The following is a 15,137-nucleotide window of genomic DNA, read 5'->3' as shown; positions in this document are numbered from 1 at the left end:
GGTGCACCGCCATTCGGCGGCTCGCACGCTGAGCCATCCGGTCGTGAGAGTTGCCACCGAAGTGACCACACGGGACGGGTGCCCTGGAAAGTGACCACACGGGACGGGGGTCCGGGGGAAGCCCCCGGCGGGGGCGTGGGGGCTCGGCCCCCACAAAAGGCGAAACCCCGACAAAGGGAAAGGGCCGCAAGGCCCTGACCATGCCGGGGTGATGGGGTGAGCGACGGGTTTCGAACCCGCGACCTCCTGGACCACAACCAGGTGCTCTACCAGCTGAGCTACGCCCACCATCGCCAAGGGGATCCACTTGCGATCACCTTGCTGTCAGCAATCGTAGCGGGTGCCCTCGACCGGTTTTCAGGGGGTTACCCCTGGTGCTGTTCCTGCACTTCAGCGGCCACGGCCTTGGCTTCGTCGCTGGTCGGGCCGGGTTGCGGGACGAAGGCGACGCGCCGGTAGTAGTCGAGTTCGCCGATGGATTCCTTGATGTCGGCGAGGGCTCGGTGGGCGAGGCCCTTCTCCGGCTTGGCGTAGTAGATCCGCGGGTACCAGCGGCGGACGAGTTCCTTGACGGAGGAGACGTCGACCATGCGGTAGTGCAGGTGGGCGTCGAGGTCCGGCATGTCGCGGGCGATGAAGCCGCGGTCGGTGGCGATGGAGTTGCCGGCGAGCGGGGCGGTGCCCGACTCGGGTACGTGCTCGCGGATGTACTCGAGAACGCGGCGTTCGGCTTCCTCGAGGGTCACGGTGGAGCGCCGGACCTCTTCGGTGAGGCCGGAGTGGGCGTGCATCTCGCGGACGACGTCGGGCATCCCGGCGAGTTTTTCCTCGTCGGCGTGGATGACGATGTCGACTCCGTCGCCGAGCACGTTCAGCTCCGCGTCGGTGACGAGGGCGGCGATTTCGATCAACGCTTCCTTGCCGAGGTCGAGCCCCGTCATTTCGCAGTCGATCCAGACTAGGCGGTCGGTCACCTGGTGACCCTAACCCGACACGGGGATACGACGGGCGTTACCTGTGCGTACGGCGCGTTACGCTCCCGGTGTGGTCCAGGACACACGATCGGGGAGCTGAGAGTGACCGAGCAGGGGTCGCCGGCGAGTGAGATCGCCGCCGGTTATGCGAGTGAGGGTGCCGCGCTGGAGCTGGGCGCGGTCGTGATCGACGGCAAGACGGACGCCGCGGCCGCGGTGCGCCTGCCGTTGGCGACGCTGAACCGGCACGGCCTGGTGGCCGGCGCGACCGGAACGGGCAAGACGAAGACGTTGCAGCTGGTCGCGGAGCAGCTGTCGGCGGCAGGGGTGCCGGTGGTGCTCGCGGACGTGAAGGGCGACCTGTCCGGGCTGGCCGCGCCCGGCGAGGCGAACGACAAGGTCGCGAAGCGCGCTCAGGAGCTGGGCGACGACTGGTCCGGCACGGCGTTCCCCGTGCAGTTCCTGTCGCTGGGGACCGGCGGGAAGGGCTCGCCGATCCGGGCGACGATCACGAGCTTCGGGCCCGTGCTGCTGTCGAAGGTGCTCGGGCTGAACGAGACGCAGGAGTCGACGCTCGGGCTGATCTTCCACTGGGCCGACCAGCGCGGCCTCGCGCTGCTGGACACAAAGGACCTCCGGTCCGTGATCACGCACCTGACCAGCGATGAGGGCAAGGAGGACCTCAAGGGCATCGGCGGGGTCTCGGCCGCGACAGCCGGCGTGATCCTGCGGTCCCTGTCCAACCTCGAAGCGCAGGGCGGCGAGGACTTCTTCGGCGAACCCGAGCTGGACGTCCACGACCTCATGCGCACACGCGACGGCACGGGCGTCGTCACGCTGCTTGAGCTGGCCAACCTGCAGTCGAAGCCGGCGTTGTTCTCGACGTTCCTGATGTGGCTGCTCGCCGAGCTGTTCGAGGAACTGCCGGAGGAGGGCGATCTCGACAAGCCGAAGCTGGTGTTCTTCTTCGACGAGGCCCACCTGCTGTTCAACGACGCGTCGAAGGCGTTCCTCGAACGCATCGAGCAGACCGTGAAGCTGATCCGGTCGAAGGGCGTCGGCGTGTTCTTCTGCACGCAGCTGCCCACGGACATCCCGAACAACGTGCTTTCGCAGCTCGGCGCCCGGATCCAGCACGCGCTGCGGGCGTTCACCCCGGACGACCAGGCGGCGCTGGCCAAGACCGTGAAGACGTACCCGAAGACGAAGTTCTACGAGCTCGACACGGCGTTGACGTCGCTGGGCATCGGCGAAGCGATCGTCACGGTGCTGTCGGAGCGGGGCGCGCCGACGCCGGTGGCGTGGACGCGGCTGCGGGCGCCGCGGTCGAAGATGGGCTCGATCGGCGACGAGGCCGTCGCCGCTTCGGTTTCTTCGTCCGACCTGCACGCGAAGTACGCCGAGACGATCGACCGGGAGTCCGCTTACGAGAAGCTGGCGGCCAAGGTCGCCGCGGGACCCGCCCCATCGCCGGACGCTCCCGCAGCGCCGGCTCCGGCTCCGGCTCCGGACAAGGACGAGCCGGGATTCATCGAGTCGGCGATGAAGAACCCGGCCGTGAAGTCGTTCATGCGGTCCGCGGCGAGCGCGCTGGGCCGGGAGATCACGCGTGGGCTGTTCGGCAACCGGAGGCGCTGACAAAACCTGACGCATCCTGTCAGGTATGGCTGCCAAGCTGGCTCCACCATCGAGACAGGGGAAAGCCATGACCAGCACCGCGACCGCGTCGTTCGTCCTCGACAAGTGGGAGCCGCAGGCGACCGAGGAGGCCGGCGGCACCGAGTTCGCCCGGGTGGCCATCGCGAAGACGTTCACCGGGGCGGTCGAGGGGACCAGCACTGTCGAGATGCTCTCGGCGTCCAACGCGACTTCGCGCGCGTACGTCGCCTTCGAACGTCTCGAGGTCTCGGTCGACGGCCGCAAGGGCGGCTTCGTCCTGCACCACACCGCCGACGACTCGGGCTTGACGCTCAAGATCCTCACCGGCTCGGGCTTCGGCGAGCTGGCCGGGATCTCCGGTACGGCGAACATCGAGATGGACGCCGAGCAGAACCACAAGCTGGTCCTCAGCTACGACCTGTAGACAGCGCGAAGGCCGTTTCGAGAGCCCCCGATTGACTCTCGAAACGGCCTTCGCTCATTCCCCGCTCCCCGAAAGCGGGTAGGGAACGGGCCGCCCCGACCACGGCCCGTCCGCGTCCTAGTTGTTCACGATCTGGTCGACGATCTTCTTGGCGTCGTTGATCGGGATGGCGAAGCCGATCCCGACGCTGCCCGCCGAGCCGTTGGCCGAGGCCGTCGGGCTGTAGAGGGCGGAGTTGATGCCGATGACGTTGCCCTGGGCGTCGACCAGCGCGCCGCCGGAGTTGCCCTGGTTGATCGAGGCGTCCGTCTGGATCGCGGTGTAGCTCGGCGAGTCTTGCGCCTGGTTCGACGTACGGCTGAACGGCGACTGCTGTTGCTGCTGGCCCTCGCCGATGTCGGACAGGTTCCGGTTGAGCGCGCTGACGATGCCGGTGGTGACGGTGTTCTGCAGGCCGCCCGGCGAGCCGATCGCGATCACCTGCTGGCCGACGACCAGCTTGCTCGAGTCGCCCAGCGTCGCCGCGGTCAAGCCGCCGGCGTTCTGGGCCTGGACCACGGCGATGTCCGCCTTGGTGTCCGCGCCGACCACGCTGGCCTGGTACTTCTTGCCGTCGGACGTGGTGATCACGACGTTCTGGGCCCCGTCGACGACGTGGGCGTTGGTCAGGATCCGGCCGTCCGAGGTGAGGATGACGCCGGAGCCGATCGCCTCGCCCTGGCTGGTGGTCACGTTGATCTGGACCACGCTCGGCGTCACCTTCGCCGCGACGCCGCTGACGTCGCCGGAAGCGGTCGAGTTGGCGACCGTCTGCCCGCTCGCGGCCGGGGTGCTCACCGACGTCGTCGCGCCGTCGGCCGAGTTCGTGGTGAGGCCGACGATCGCGGCGCCGCCGACCCCGCCGACCAGCGCGGCGCCGAGAGCGGTCGCGCTGACGAACATCGCGACGCGGCCGCCCTTGCGCGGCTTGGTCTTCAGCGCCGTGGGCGCCTGGCCCGCCGGCGGCTGGTGCGTGAACAGAGGGTTCGGCGCGGCCTGGTGCTGATAGCCGTAGTGCGGCGGCTGCGGCTGCGGCTGCTGCGCGTACGGCCCGTACTGCTGGGTGCTCTGGTGCGGCTGGTGCCCACCGGGTGAGGCGGGGCCGGGCCGACTCTCGTTCTCGGTCATGGCACCAGATTCGCGCCCGTGCTTGTGAGCAGCCTGTGGAAATACCTCAGGCTTTGCTGAGAAGAATCAGCTGAGAAAACTCAGGCAATCCTCAGGCGTCAGGCGAAGAACGACGGGACGTCCAGTGCTCCTCCCGCCGCCTCGAACTCGTCGTGCACCGCCTGCCGCAGCTCGGCGTCAGCCAGGTAGTCGGCGGCGGTCAGGGCCAGCCCCAGCGCGCCGTCCCGGACGCCCGCGTCGCCGGTCTCCGAACCGGCCGCGGCCGCGAACTCCTTGGTGTGCAACGCGACCGTCGGTCCCGAGACGGCGAGCATCGGGTGCAGCGCGGGCATCCGGTACGACAGGTTGCCCAGGTCCGTCGAGCCGGTCAGCGACTCCGGCACGATGCCCGGGGGAAGCGGCTTGCGGCCGGTGCCCGCCTGGTTGACCGACCAGCGCCCGGCGAGCGCGGTGTTGAACCGGATCGGCAGGTAGGCGGCCTGGGCGTCCCAGATCAGCTCGACCCCGCACCCGGTCATCGCCGCCGCGCCTTCGGCGATCGACGTCATGCGGGCGGCGAGGTCGCGCAGGGTGTCGGGGGATTGGGAACGCAGGTAGAACAGCAGTGCCGCGCGCGCCGGGATGACGTTCGGCCGCGCGCCGCCGTCGGTGAACACGCCGTGGACGCGGTCGCTTTGCGGGAGTTGCTGGCGCAGCGCGGAAACGCCCTGGTAGGCCGCGACGGCGGCGTCGAGGGCGTTGCGGCCCATGAACGGCTGCGCGCTCGCGTGGGCGCCGACGCCGTGGAACACCATCTCCAGCTGGCGGCGGCCGAGGAACGGGTGCAGCGCGACGTCGTGGCTGAACGGGTGCAGCATGATCACCGCGTCGACGTCGTCGAACACGCCGGCGCGGGCGAGGATCTCCTTGCCGCCCCCGCCTTCTTCGGCCGGCGTGCCGATCAGGCTGACGCGGCCACCGAGCCGCTCGGCGACGGTGGCCGTGCCGAGGAAGCCGCCCGCGGCGGTGGTGCAGATGACGTTGTGACCGCAGGCGTGGCCGAGCCCGGGCAGCGCGTCGTACTCGGCGAGGACGGCGATGTGCGGGCCATCTTGGGCCGGCGTGCTGACGCGCAGCGCGGTGTCGAGCCCGCCGACGCCGACGGTCGCTTCGTGGCCGTGGCGCTTCAGAAGGTCTGCCAAGGCCCGTACCGAGCGGTGCTCGGCGAACCCCTCTTCGGGATGGGCGTGCAGATCTTGGCTCAACGCCACCAGATCGGGTGAACTGCGCTCGACCTCGGCGGTCACTTCGGCCCGCGTCGCCTCGTCCGCGCCGGTGTGCGGCGAGGACAGCGGTTCGGCGGCCGCGACGGCCTCGGCGGTGGCCTCGACCAGGGAACGCAGGTAGCTGTCGTCGGGCGGGACGGGCTCGTGGTGGGTCATGGGGCGATGCTAACCGCCGGCACCGACAGTCCGCGGCGCTCAGCTCAGCCGGCCCGCCACGATCTGCGTGACGCCCGCGTACCGCTCGGTGATCCCGGTGAACCCGCGGGCGCGCAGGCTCGCGGCGATCTCGCCGCGGTCGAACATCCGCTGCCCGCTCAGGATCCCGCCGACGGTTTCCGCGACTCGCGCGGGTTGCCAGCCGCGCCGGGCGCTGGTGAGCAGCACGATCCGGCCGCCGGGTTTCAGTACGCGCGCGAAGGAGTCCAATGCGGTCTCGGGTTCGGCGAACATGTGGAGGGCGGCGAAGCAGCACAAGCCGTCCACAATGGACTCTTTGAAGGGTAGGTGCACGGCATCGGCTCGAAGGTAGGCGACGGAGTCCGGGCCACCTTCGGCGACGGCTTTGAGGAGCATCGTGCGCGCGCCGTCCAGACCGACGGCCAGCCCGTCCGGCCCGACGGCCGCGCCGAACGCGCGCGTGAACCGGCCGGTCCCGCAGGCGACGTCGAGCGCGGTGTCGCCGGGTTTCAGGGCGAGCAGCTTCGTCGCGATCCGGACTTCGCCCGCCATGCTCGGCCCGAGTGGGCCCTTGAGTGCGCGGCCGAGCGCGGGGCGCCAGTATCGCTCGTAGACCTGCGGGAGGAGCGTGGTGCGCATCAGGCGCTGGGTGAGGCCGGTCGGCGGGCCGGCCTGGGTGGCGGGGCCCAGCAGGTCGAGGTAGCCGTCGCCGGCCTTCGCGGGCGCGTCGAGCAGAGCTTCCAGGCGTTCGGTGGCGGTCTTCGTCGGCATTGCGCTCCTCTCGGATACCGGCAGTATGTCAAATTTGCTGCACTCGATCGAGTGAACAATCCGCGGGCTCAGGCGTTCGAGCCCCGGAATTGTCGGTGCCCCGGCCTAGCGTCGCAGGCGAGGTCCCGATCCGAGGAGGAGAGATGACGATTTCCATGCTGGGCAACGAGATGACGGTGCAGGGCGAGTTCGACCTGGCCGCGGCGGCGAGGTTCCTGACCGGCTTCGCGCCGGCCGGGCAGCCGGAAGCGGAACCCGGCGCGCTCCGGGTGGCGTTCCCGCTCGACGGCGAGTGGACACCGGTGGGAGCGGTGCTGCGCCAGAGATCGCCGGGCGAGGTGTCGGTCGAGGTCCACGGCCCGCCTTCGGCGGCGGCGGAGGCGGCGGTGGCGCAGGTGACGAGGATGTGCTCACTGGACATCGACGGCACCGGCTTCCGCGAGGTCGCCGGCCGCGACCCGGTGGTGTCCCTGCTGCGGGGCCTGCACCCGGGGTTGCGCCCGGTGCTGTTCGCGTCCCCGTACGAAGCGGCGTGCTGGGCGGTGCTGAGTCACCGCATCTGGATGACGCAGGCGGTCCGCCTGCGCCGCCGCCTGGCCGAGCGCCACGGAACGAAGGTCGAGGTCGGTGGCAGCGTCCTGACGTCGTTCCCGGCACCCGCGGTGCTGGCGAAGCTGGAGTACCTGCCGGGCTTGTCGGGGCCGAAGATGCAGCGTTTGCGAGCGATCGCGGAAGCGGCCGCCGACGGCGTGCTCGACGCGGCTTCGCTGCGCTCGATGCCGGCGGACGAAGCACTGAAACGGCTACAAGTCTTGCCGGGAGTGGGCAGGTTCACCGCGGAGCTGATCCTGATCCGCGGGGCCGGCCACCCGGACGTGTTCCCGAGAGCGGAAACGCGCCTTCACGAGATCATGCGGGAGGCGTACCACGTCCCGGACGCGGGAGTGGAAGAGCTGGCGGAGATCGCCGAAGCCTGGGCGCCGTTCCGGAGCTGGGCGTCGTTCCTGTTCAGGGTGGAGGGAGAGGCCCGGATGAGGGAGTCCCGATGAGCTGAGAGCCGGGCACTGGGTCGGCTGGGTGGCATGTCGGTGTGCCGGTCTGCGCCCCGCTCGCCTCACGAGGTGATGGGCAGGCCCGCTCGCCCGAGCCTGGCTCGATGTGAGTGGCCGCCGGGTCGTCTCGCGTGTGCCTGCGCCCGCCAATGCCCCCGGCTCGCTCGCCGGTGAGCAGGCGCTGCTTGCCCGAGCCTGGCCCGATGTGAGTGGCTGCCCGCCCGACCCGCGTGTGCCCGCGCCCGCCAGGGCCGTGGTTCACGCGCCGGTGAGCAGGCGCTGCTAGGCCGGGCCCGGCTCGATTCGGACGACCGCTCGGTCGCCTCGCGCGGCGGCGCGTGCCAGTGCCCCAGCTCGTCCGCCGGCGAGCGAGTACCGCCCGGCCTGGGGGTGACTCGATTCCGGCAGCGTGGGCTGCCTGCTTGGGCCCGCGGCCGCCGGGGCGCGGCTGACCCACTGGTGAGCGGGTGCCGCCAACTCGAGTCCGGCGGCCGCCCGCTCGACCCAACTGGGCTCGCGCCCGCCAAAGCCCGCGGCTCACTCGCCGGTGCGCGAGCACCGCCGGCCCCGCCCCCCGTCCCGATCCCGCCGTCCGGGCACCGCCGAAGCCCATCGCGACCAAACCCAGGAAGGAGACCGCATCGACCCCTTACCCGAAGCCGCGAAACCGCGAGCCGTGGGGACTCACCGTAGCCAGATGTCGCCTGTGGTGAGGTGTCCGGGTGAGCTCGCCCGTTCAACTCGCGCTCGGCGACCCGGCCCGCGCCGGCGTCGGTGCTGCCCTCCGTGCGGCCGCGACCACGCCGTCGCTGCTCGAGCAGGCCCAGACCCCCGCCGTCATCACGCTCGTCGCCGGTGGGGTGGCGCTGCTGGTCGTGCTCGTCGGCGGCAGTCCGTGGCGGATGGCGCGCAACGGCGTCACCATCGTGCACGAGGCCGGGCATGCGCTGGCCGCCGTGCTGGTCGGGCGGCGGCTCCAGGGCATCAAGCTGCACTCGGACACCTCGGGCGTCACCGTCTCGCGCGGCAAGCCCGAAGGGCCGGGCATGGCCTTCACCGCGATGGCCGGGTACCTGGCGCCGTCCGTGCTGGGGCTGCTGTTCGCCAGCCTGCTCGGCGCCGACCTGGTCGGGACCGTCCTCGGCCTGATCGCGCTGCTGCTGCTCGGTGTGCTGGTGATGGTGCGCAACGCCTACGGGGTGTTCACCGTCGTCGTCAGCGCCGTCGTGCTCGCGCTGGTCGCGTTCGTCGCGCCGGTCGAGGTGCAGGCTCCGTTCAGCTACCTCGTGACGTGGTTCCTGCTGTTCGGGGGCGTGCGGCCGGTGGTCGAGCTGCAGGTCAAGCGGCGGCGCGGCCAGGCTCGCGACTCCGACGCCGACCAGCTGGGCCGGCTCACCGCGGTGCCGCCGGTCCTGTGGGTGCTGGTCTTCGCCGTCGCGACGATCAGCTGCCTGATCGCCGGCGGGCTGTGGCTGCTGGAGCCCGTGGCCGCCTAGCCACGCCCATGCGGCAAACTGGTCTCCGCTGGTCCGCGCGGAGGGAGACGAACGATGGACGAGGTCGCCAAGGCCGTGGAGGAGTGCGCACGGGCGGCGAAGCTGGCCGCGCCGTCGCTCGCCGCCGCGAGTGCCGAGGCCGTCGACGCCGCCCTGACCGGGATGGCCGAGCGGCTGCTCGCCCACCGCGACGAGATCCTCGAGGCGAACCAGGCCGACGTCGAGCGCGCGAAGGCCGACGGGATGAGTGCCGGTCTGCTCGACCGGCTCACCATCACCCCGGAGCGCCTGACCGGCATGGCCGAGCAGCTGCGGCTGCTCGCCGGCGCCCCGCACCAGGAGCGCTCGGTCGACGTGTCCACCCTGGACGGCGGGCTGAAGCTGGTCGAGCGGCGACGCCCGGTCGGCGTCATCGGCGCGAACTACGAGGCGCGGCCGAACGTGACCGTCGACGTGGCGTCGCAGCTGGTCAAGTCGCGCAACGCGGGCGTGCTGCGCACCGGCTCGGCCGCGCTCGGCTCGGCCCAGCGGCTGCGCGAGGTCGTCATCGCCCCGGCGCTGACCGAGGCCGGCATCGACGCCGACTGCGTCCAGCTGGTGCCGCGGACGGAGCGCGAGGCGGCGTCCGCGCTGGTCCGGCTGCCGAACCTGGTCCCGCTGGTGATCCTGCGCGGCAGCGGAGACAGCACCCGGGCGCTGGCCACCGAGGCGGCCGTCCACGGCGTGCGCACGCTGGCCCACGCCGACGGCGGCGGCGTCCTGTACGTCGACCGCGGCGCGGACGTCACGAAGGTGCGTGACCTCGTCTTCGCGAGCCTCGACCGGCTGGGCGTGTGCAACCGGCTGAACCTGCTGCTCATCCACGAGGGCATCCACGACGACGTCTGGCCCGGCATCGCCGAGGCGCTGGCCGAGCGCGGGGTCACGCCGTCGCTGGCCCCGCACGAGCACGCGATCGGCTACGAGTGGGCGCTGGACTCCGACCGCGAGGCCACGGTCACGGTGGCCAAGGTCGGCGCGCTCGCCGACGCGGTCGAAATCGCCAACGAGCAGACCTCGGGCCTGGCGGCGGGCATCGCGACCGAGGACACGTCGGCCGCCGACGCGTTCTTCGACGGCTACACCGGCACGGGCGTCTTCTGGAACGCCCCGACCCGCCTCCTCGACGGCTTCAAGCTGCTCGCGGTCCCGGAAACCGGCATCAACCTCGACAAGGTCCCCGGTCCCCGCGGCCCGGTGACGTACACGGACCTCTACGTCCGCCAGTACGCGGTCCTGCCCGCCTGACACCAGGACGGGGCGCATCCACGGCCGGCCCGGCTCGGAGCCGCCGGCCGGGCAGGAGTCACTGCTCCCGCGCATCGGCTGACCGCGCGATCCGGGTGCGGTTCGCGCGGGCGAGCGGCTCGCGCGCAGGCCGAGGCAGCCAGGCGGACCGCCCGGGCGCAAGCGGCCGCTTTGGCACCGCGCGGCGGGTCCGCCCGTAGCGGGCCACGCCGGCAGCCGCGGCACTCCGGCCCGACCTCCGTCAGATCGTCGGCCCCATGCTCGCCAGCCGGCGGAGTTCCTTCACCGTGTCCGTCGCGTTGCACACCAGCTCCGTGCCTTCTCCCACCTCGCCCGCGTAGCGGTAGATCGCCGTCGGGCCGTCGCTGATCGCTATGGCCGCCACCAGGCGGCCCTCCGGGTCTCGGGTGAGCCCGGTCGTCACCGACACCTCCCGGCCGACCGTGTCGACCGTGGTCAGCGTCCGCTCCTTGTACCAGCCTCGCGTTGTCATGTTCAGAAAGCTCCGGGGGATGGGCTCGACAGGGATACGTCGTGAGACGCCCGGACGGCCGAAGGCGTTACGGCATACTGGGCCGCGTGATCACCCGGCCGCACGTCCTGCTGTCCGCCGCGCAGTCGCTCGACGGCTTCCTCGACGACACCTCGCCCGAGCGGCTCGTGCTGTCCACTGAGGACGACTTCGCCGTCGTGGACCGGTTGCGGGCCGAGGCCGACGCGATCTTCGTCGGCGCCGGGACCGTGCGGGCCGACAACCCGCGGCTGCTCGTGCGGTCCCCGGAGCTGCGGCGACAACGTCTCGAACGAGGGAAACCCGAACAACCCGTCAAGGTCACCGTCACCACCCGCGGCCTCGACCCGGACGCGCAGTTCTTCACCGTCGGGGACACCGAAAAGATCGTCTACGCCCCGCCCGGTGCCGCCGACACGCTGAAGCACGTCGCCACCGTCGTCGATGCCGGGAATCCGCCCGAATTCGCGCGGATCCTGGACGACCTCGGCGCGCGCGGCATCGAAAACCTCCTGGTCGAGGGCGGCGGGGGGATCCACACCCGGTTCCTCACCGACGGTCTCGCCGACGAGCTGCGGCTCGCGATCGCGCCGTTCTTCGTCGGGCAGCCGGACGCGCCGCGGTTCGTCGGGCCCGGGCTCTACCCGCGTCCGCTGACCCTCACCAGCGCCGAAGAACTGCAGGGGATGGCGATCCTCCGGTACCGCGCGGCGGACGAACCGACCGGCCGGGACATCGCGCGGCTGCGGGAAGCCATCGCGCTCGCTGCCGAATGCCCGCCGAGCCACACCTTCCGGGTCGGGGCCGTCGTCACCGACGCCGACGGCGAAGTCGTCGCGACCGGGCATTCCGGCGAGGGGGACCCGCTCAACCACGCCGAGGAAGCCGCGCTCGCCAAGTGCGCCGGTGACCCGCGCCTGGCCGGTGCGACGATGTACAGCTCGCTGGAGCCGTGCAGCCACCGCAGCTCCCACCCGCGCAGCTGCACGCAGCTCATCCTCGACGCCGGGATCCCGCGGATCGTCTTCGCCTGGCGCGAGCCGCCCGTCTTCGTCGATGCCCGGGGCACCGAGCTGCTACGCGAAGCCGGGCGGCACGTCGTCGAGGTTCCCGCGCTGACCCCGGAGGTCCAGCGCGAGAACACCCACCTCGCGTTCTAGCAGGCGCCGTTGTCCGCCCAGACGCCCCACTCGCCGGTGGTGCCGGGCTCTTCGCCCTGCGTCCACCACTTGGCCGTCCACTTGTGGCTGTTGTGCGACACGACGTTGTCCTTGACGTAGACCTTCGTCCGGTCCCACTCCGCCGCGGTGCACGAGCCGGTGCCCGGGGTGGTCGGGGTCGTCGTCGGCTGAGTCGGCGTCGTCTGCGGCGGCGTCGCGCCGGCGAACCGGACGCTGAACTTCGTGAAGTCCCAGTCGTTCTGCGGGACGTTGCTGCAGACGCCGTTGTCGGTCGTCCCGACGCAGGCGCGGTCGCGGTTGACCGACCAGAACGTGAAGCGGCCGAGGCCGTGGCTGGTCGCGTAGTCGTAGACGGTCTGGAAGTCCGCCGGGTAGAACATCTCCGCCGCGTCCGACTTGCCGTTCATGCCAGAGAAGCCTTCGTGCGAGTACGCGGTCGCGCTGTCCCAGCCCATGTGCGACATCAGCAGGCCGTGCAGCGCTTCCAGCGCCGACACCTGCGACGAGCCGCCGTTGAAGCCGCCGTCGAACGGCATGATCGAGAAGTTGTTGGGCGAGAAGCCGATCGACTTCGCCTGGTCGAGCAGCTGCGTGCCGAACCAGCCGGTGCCGGCCGCGGTGCCCGGCATGGTCACCGACACGAACAGGCCGGGATTGTTGGCCTGCAACGTCTTCGCCGCGCCGAGCTCGTTCGCGATGGCCGCGGTGTTCTCGTACTCGGGCTCTTCCAGGTCGAAGTCGATCGCCTTGAGCGAGTACTTCGTGATGACCTGCTGGTAGGCGGCGGCGGTCGCCGCGACGGTGCCGCAGGTCTGGCCGAGCTTCGTGCCGCCGTAGCCGCCGACGGACACCGAGACGTCGCCGCCGTTGGACCGGATGCGCGAGATCACGTTCGCGACCGTGGTGTCGGAGGAGACCGCGTTGGTGCCGTCCCAGGTCGGGCTGCAGCCGCCGCCGTTGGGCGCCAGGATGAACGCCAGCTGGAACGCCTTGAGCCCGGTCGCGTTCATCACGGTGATCGGGTCGGGCGGGTTGTTGCTCACGGGCATCAGGTAGGGCGCGGCGGCATACCAGTTGTTGCTCAACGCCGCGGTGGCCGACGGCGCACCGAGCACGAGGCTCACGGCGGTGGCGGCGAAAGTGGCGGCGGCGAGCCCGATGGCGGCCAGTCTGCTCCTGCGCATGATCTGTCCTCCCGGTGGGGATCGAGGGTGGACAAACTATTGGACTAGACCATTGATGAAGTCAAGACGCGAAGGTCGGATAGGGGGAAACGGCGGGCGATAAGCGCCGGAATATCCGATATTGGTCAGGGAAAGCGCAACGCTCGGGTGAGCCGGAACGCGATCGACGCGACGGGCGAGCGGGAGAGTAAGGCGACGGCCGCGTTCGCGCGCGGTGGTTGCCCGCCGGTCCGGCGACGTTGCCCGCGAGTCCTCACCCCGCGGGCAGCGACACGACGACCACCAAGCCGCCTTCCGGCCGCGCTGTCGCGACGACCTCGCCGCCGTGCGCGTGCGCCACCGAGCGCACGATCGACAACCCCAGCCCGGCGCCCTCGGCGGCCACCCGGGCCCGCCGGTGGAACGGGTCGAACAGCGCCGGCACCTCGGCCGGCGGGATCACCGGCCCGCTGTTCGCCACTTCCAGCTCCACCCGCCCCGGAAACGCCCGGGTCGTCACGCGCACCCAGCCGTCCGGCACGTTGTGGCGGAGCCCGTTCTCCACCAGGTTGTGCGCCAGCCGCTCCAGCATCAGCGCGTCACCCAGCGCCGTCGCCTCGCCGAGATCCGCGAGAACCCCCGGCGGCACCACGTGCGCGACCACCGCCGCCAGGTCCACCGGGCAGCGCTCGGTCAGCGCGCTTTCCGACCGGGCCAGCAGCAGCAATCCGCTGATCAGCTTCTCGTGCCGCGCGTTGATCTCCAGCAGCTTGCCGCCGAGCTGCCGGACGTCGTCCGACGCCGTGCGGCGGTGCATCGCCACCTCGACCAGCGACCGGTTCAGCGTCAGCGGCGTGCGCAGCTCGTGCGACGCGTTCGCGACGAACCGGCGTTGCGCGTCGAACGAGCGGTCGAGGCGCTCGACCATCACGTCGAACGCGTCGGCGAGGTCCTTCACCTCGTCGGCCGGGCCGCGCAACGCGATCCGCGCGTGGCCGCCCGGGTCGGCCGCCGCCGCGATGCCGCGCGCGGTGTCGGTGACCCGGCGCAACGGCGCCAGCGCGCGGCCGGCCACCAGCCACCCCACGCCGGCCGCCAGCACCGCCACCGCGCCGAGCGCGATCGCCCCCTGCGTCAGCAACGACGTCGCCGCCGCTTCGCGCACCTGCCGCGCCTGCTCGTCGAGGGACTCGGGTGAGGGCAGCGGGGGCAGCCCGGCGGGCGCGGTGCCCACGACGAACGCCACTCGCCGGCCGACCTGCTGGGTGAACAGCAGGTACGTCACGCCCAGCAGCACGCCGCCCGCCAGCAGGAACAGGCCGCCGTACAGGACGGTCAGCCGCAGCCGGAGGCTCACCGGAGCCGGTAGCCGACGCCGGTGACCGTCTCGACCAGCGGTGGGTCGCCGAGCTTGCGGCGCAGCTTGAGGATGGTGAGCCGGACCGCGCCGGTGAACGGGTCCGCGTGCTCGTCCCACGCCTTCTCCAGCAGGTGCTCGGCGGACACGGCCGCGCCGTCCGCGCGCAGCAGCTCGGCGAGCACGGCGAACTCCTTTTTGGACAGCGGCAGGTAGCGCCCGTCGCGGAAGACCTCGTGCCGCGCCGGGTCGAGCGTGACGCCGGAGCGGCACAGGACCGGCGGCGCGGCCGGTCGGCAGCGCCGCCCCAGCGACTGGATGCGCGCGGCCAGCTCGGGGAACGCGAACGGCTTCGTCAGGTAGTCGTCGGCGCCGAGGGACAGTCCCGCGACGCGGTCGGTGACCTCGACGGCGGCGGTGAGCATCAGCACCCGCGTCGCCGCCTCGGAGGCGACGACCTGCCGGCAGACGTCGTCGCCGTGCACGACCGGCAGGTCCCGGTCGAGCACGACGACGTCGTAGTCGTGGACGGCGATCCGGTCGAGCGCGGCACCGCCGTCGTGGGCGATGTCGACCGCGTGCGACTCGTCGCGCAGCCACTCCGCGATCGCGTCCGCGAGCATCGGCTCGTCTTCCACCACCAGCACCCGCAT

The 15,137-nt window shown here is 71.5% G+C and carries 14 protein-coding genes and 1 tRNA gene; 6 read left to right on the top strand and 9 right to left on the bottom strand.

Translation table 11 applies throughout. The features are described from left to right. Positions 1–212: 212 nt before the first annotated feature. Positions 213–288, bottom strand: a tRNA-His gene (locus tag ABFJ78_RS24085). Positions 289–365: 77 nt separating this feature from the next. Further along, positions 366–974, bottom strand: a complete 609-nt coding sequence (gene orn, locus ABFJ78_RS24080; RefSeq protein ID WP_436388611.1) for an oligoribonuclease — start codon at positions 972–974, stop codon at positions 366–368. Between the two features lie 102 nt (positions 975–1,076). Between orn and ABFJ78_RS24075 the strand changes: the two genes are divergently transcribed. Beyond that, a complete protein-coding gene (locus ABFJ78_RS24075) occupies positions 1,077–2,612 on the top strand; it encodes a helicase HerA-like domain-containing protein (RefSeq protein WP_436388610.1) in 1,536 nt (511 codons plus the stop codon). Between the two features lie 67 nt (positions 2,613–2,679). Beyond that, the gene (locus ABFJ78_RS24070) at positions 2,680–3,057 is read left to right on the top strand and encodes a DUF3224 domain-containing protein (RefSeq protein ID WP_436388609.1); all 378 of its coding nucleotides are present in this window, start codon (positions 2,680–2,682) and stop codon (positions 3,055–3,057) included. 117 nt (positions 3,058–3,174) lie between these two features. Here the strand turns inward: ABFJ78_RS24070 and ABFJ78_RS24065 are convergent, their stop codons facing one another. The 3 genes from ABFJ78_RS24065 to ABFJ78_RS24055 form a co-directional block, all read right to left on the bottom strand. Next, positions 3,175–4,224: a S1C family serine protease gene (locus ABFJ78_RS24065; protein ID WP_436388608.1), complete on the bottom strand. Its 1,050-nt coding sequence runs from the start codon at positions 4,222–4,224 to the stop codon at positions 3,175–3,177. A 98-nt stretch (positions 4,225–4,322) separates the two neighbouring features. Further along, a complete protein-coding gene (locus ABFJ78_RS24060; protein ID WP_436388607.1) occupies positions 4,323–5,645 on the bottom strand; it encodes a M20 family metallopeptidase in 1,323 nt (440 codons plus the stop codon). 39 nt (positions 5,646–5,684) lie between these two features. After that, on the bottom strand, positions 5,685–6,437 hold the full coding sequence (locus ABFJ78_RS24055; protein ID WP_436388606.1) for a methyltransferase domain-containing protein: 753 nt from the start codon (positions 6,435–6,437) through the stop codon (positions 5,685–5,687). A 143-nt stretch (positions 6,438–6,580) separates the two neighbouring features. Between ABFJ78_RS24055 and ABFJ78_RS24050 the strand changes: the two genes are divergently transcribed. The 3 genes from ABFJ78_RS24050 to ABFJ78_RS24040 all read left to right on the top strand — a co-directional run bounded on the left by ABFJ78_RS24050 (position 6,581) and on the right by ABFJ78_RS24040 (position 10,272). Continuing rightward, positions 6,581–7,486, top strand: a complete 906-nt coding sequence (locus ABFJ78_RS24050; protein WP_436388605.1) for a DNA-3-methyladenine glycosylase family protein — start codon at positions 6,581–6,583, stop codon at positions 7,484–7,486. Between the two features lie 725 nt (positions 7,487–8,211). Then, positions 8,212–8,985 carry a M50 family metallopeptidase gene (locus ABFJ78_RS24045; protein WP_436388604.1) on the top strand — a complete coding sequence of 258 codons (774 nt, stop codon included), beginning with the start codon at positions 8,212–8,214 and terminating at the stop codon, positions 8,983–8,985. Positions 8,986–9,039: 54 nt separating this feature from the next. Then, positions 9,040–10,272 carry an aldehyde dehydrogenase family protein gene (locus ABFJ78_RS24040; protein WP_436388603.1) on the top strand — a complete coding sequence of 411 codons (1,233 nt, stop codon included), beginning with the start codon at positions 9,040–9,042 and terminating at the stop codon, positions 10,270–10,272. Positions 10,273–10,513: 241 nt separating this feature from the next. Here the strand turns inward: ABFJ78_RS24040 and ABFJ78_RS24035 are convergent, their stop codons facing one another. Next, positions 10,514–10,765, bottom strand: a complete 252-nt coding sequence (locus ABFJ78_RS24035; protein ID WP_436388602.1) for a hypothetical protein — start codon at positions 10,763–10,765, stop codon at positions 10,514–10,516. 86 nt (positions 10,766–10,851) lie between these two features. On the opposite strand from ABFJ78_RS24035, the gene ABFJ78_RS24030 reads away from it, so the two are divergent. After that, on the top strand, positions 10,852–11,943 hold the full coding sequence (locus ABFJ78_RS24030) for a dihydrofolate reductase family protein (RefSeq protein ID WP_436388601.1): 1,092 nt from the start codon (positions 10,852–10,854) through the stop codon (positions 11,941–11,943). Here the strand turns inward: ABFJ78_RS24030 and ABFJ78_RS24025 are convergent. From ABFJ78_RS24025 to ABFJ78_RS24015, 3 genes are all read right to left on the bottom strand, one after another. Continuing rightward, complete coding sequence (locus ABFJ78_RS24025) at positions 11,940–13,148, bottom strand: chitinase (protein ID WP_436388600.1); 1,209 nt, start codon at positions 13,146–13,148, stop codon at positions 11,940–11,942. The two genes, ABFJ78_RS24030 and ABFJ78_RS24025, sit on opposite strands and share 4 nt — an antisense overlap. Positions 13,149–13,401: 253 nt before the next feature. After that, positions 13,402–14,484, bottom strand: a complete 1,083-nt coding sequence (locus ABFJ78_RS24020; protein WP_436388599.1) for a sensor histidine kinase — start codon at positions 14,482–14,484, stop codon at positions 13,402–13,404. Beyond that, complete coding sequence (locus ABFJ78_RS24015; RefSeq protein ID WP_436388598.1) at positions 14,481–15,137, bottom strand: response regulator transcription factor; 657 nt, start codon at positions 15,135–15,137, stop codon at positions 14,481–14,483. The genes ABFJ78_RS24020 and ABFJ78_RS24015 overlap by 4 nt, the downstream gene beginning before the upstream one ends.

Source organism: Amycolatopsis sp. MEPSY49 (assembly GCF_051337345.1).
Lineage (GTDB): Bacteria > Actinomycetota > Actinomycetes > Mycobacteriales > Pseudonocardiaceae > Amycolatopsis.
The sequence above is the reverse complement of the archived record's forward strand: the minus strand, read 5'-3'. Positions and strand labels throughout refer to the sequence as shown.

Coding starts and splice junctions, on each gene's coding strand:
- ABFJ78_RS24055 (WP_436388606.1), bottom strand. CDS start 6,437: ATGCCGACGAAGACCGCCACCGAACGCCTGGAAGCTCTGCTCGACGCG.
- ABFJ78_RS24040 (WP_436388603.1), top strand. CDS start 9,040: ATGGACGAGGTCGCCAAGGCCGTGGAGGAGTGCGCACGGGCGGCGAAG.
- ABFJ78_RS24035 (WP_436388602.1), bottom strand. CDS start 10,765: ATGACAACGCGAGGCTGGTACAAGGAGCGGACGCTGACCACGGTCGAC.
- ABFJ78_RS24060 (WP_436388607.1), bottom strand. CDS start 5,645: ATGACCCACCACGAGCCCGTCCCGCCCGACGACAGCTACCTGCGTTCC.
- ABFJ78_RS24015 (WP_436388598.1), bottom strand. CDS start 15,137: ATGCGGGTGCTGGTGGTGGAAGACGAGCCGATGCTCGCGGACGCGATC.
- ABFJ78_RS24025 (WP_436388600.1), bottom strand. CDS start 13,148: ATGCGCAGGAGCAGACTGGCCGCCATCGGGCTCGCCGCCGCCACTTTC.
- ABFJ78_RS24070 (WP_436388609.1), top strand. CDS start 2,680: ATGACCAGCACCGCGACCGCGTCGTTCGTCCTCGACAAGTGGGAGCCG.
- ABFJ78_RS24065 (WP_436388608.1), bottom strand. CDS start 4,224: ATGACCGAGAACGAGAGTCGGCCCGGCCCCGCCTCACCCGGTGGGCAC.
- ABFJ78_RS24050 (WP_436388605.1), top strand. CDS start 6,581: ATGACGATTTCCATGCTGGGCAACGAGATGACGGTGCAGGGCGAGTTC.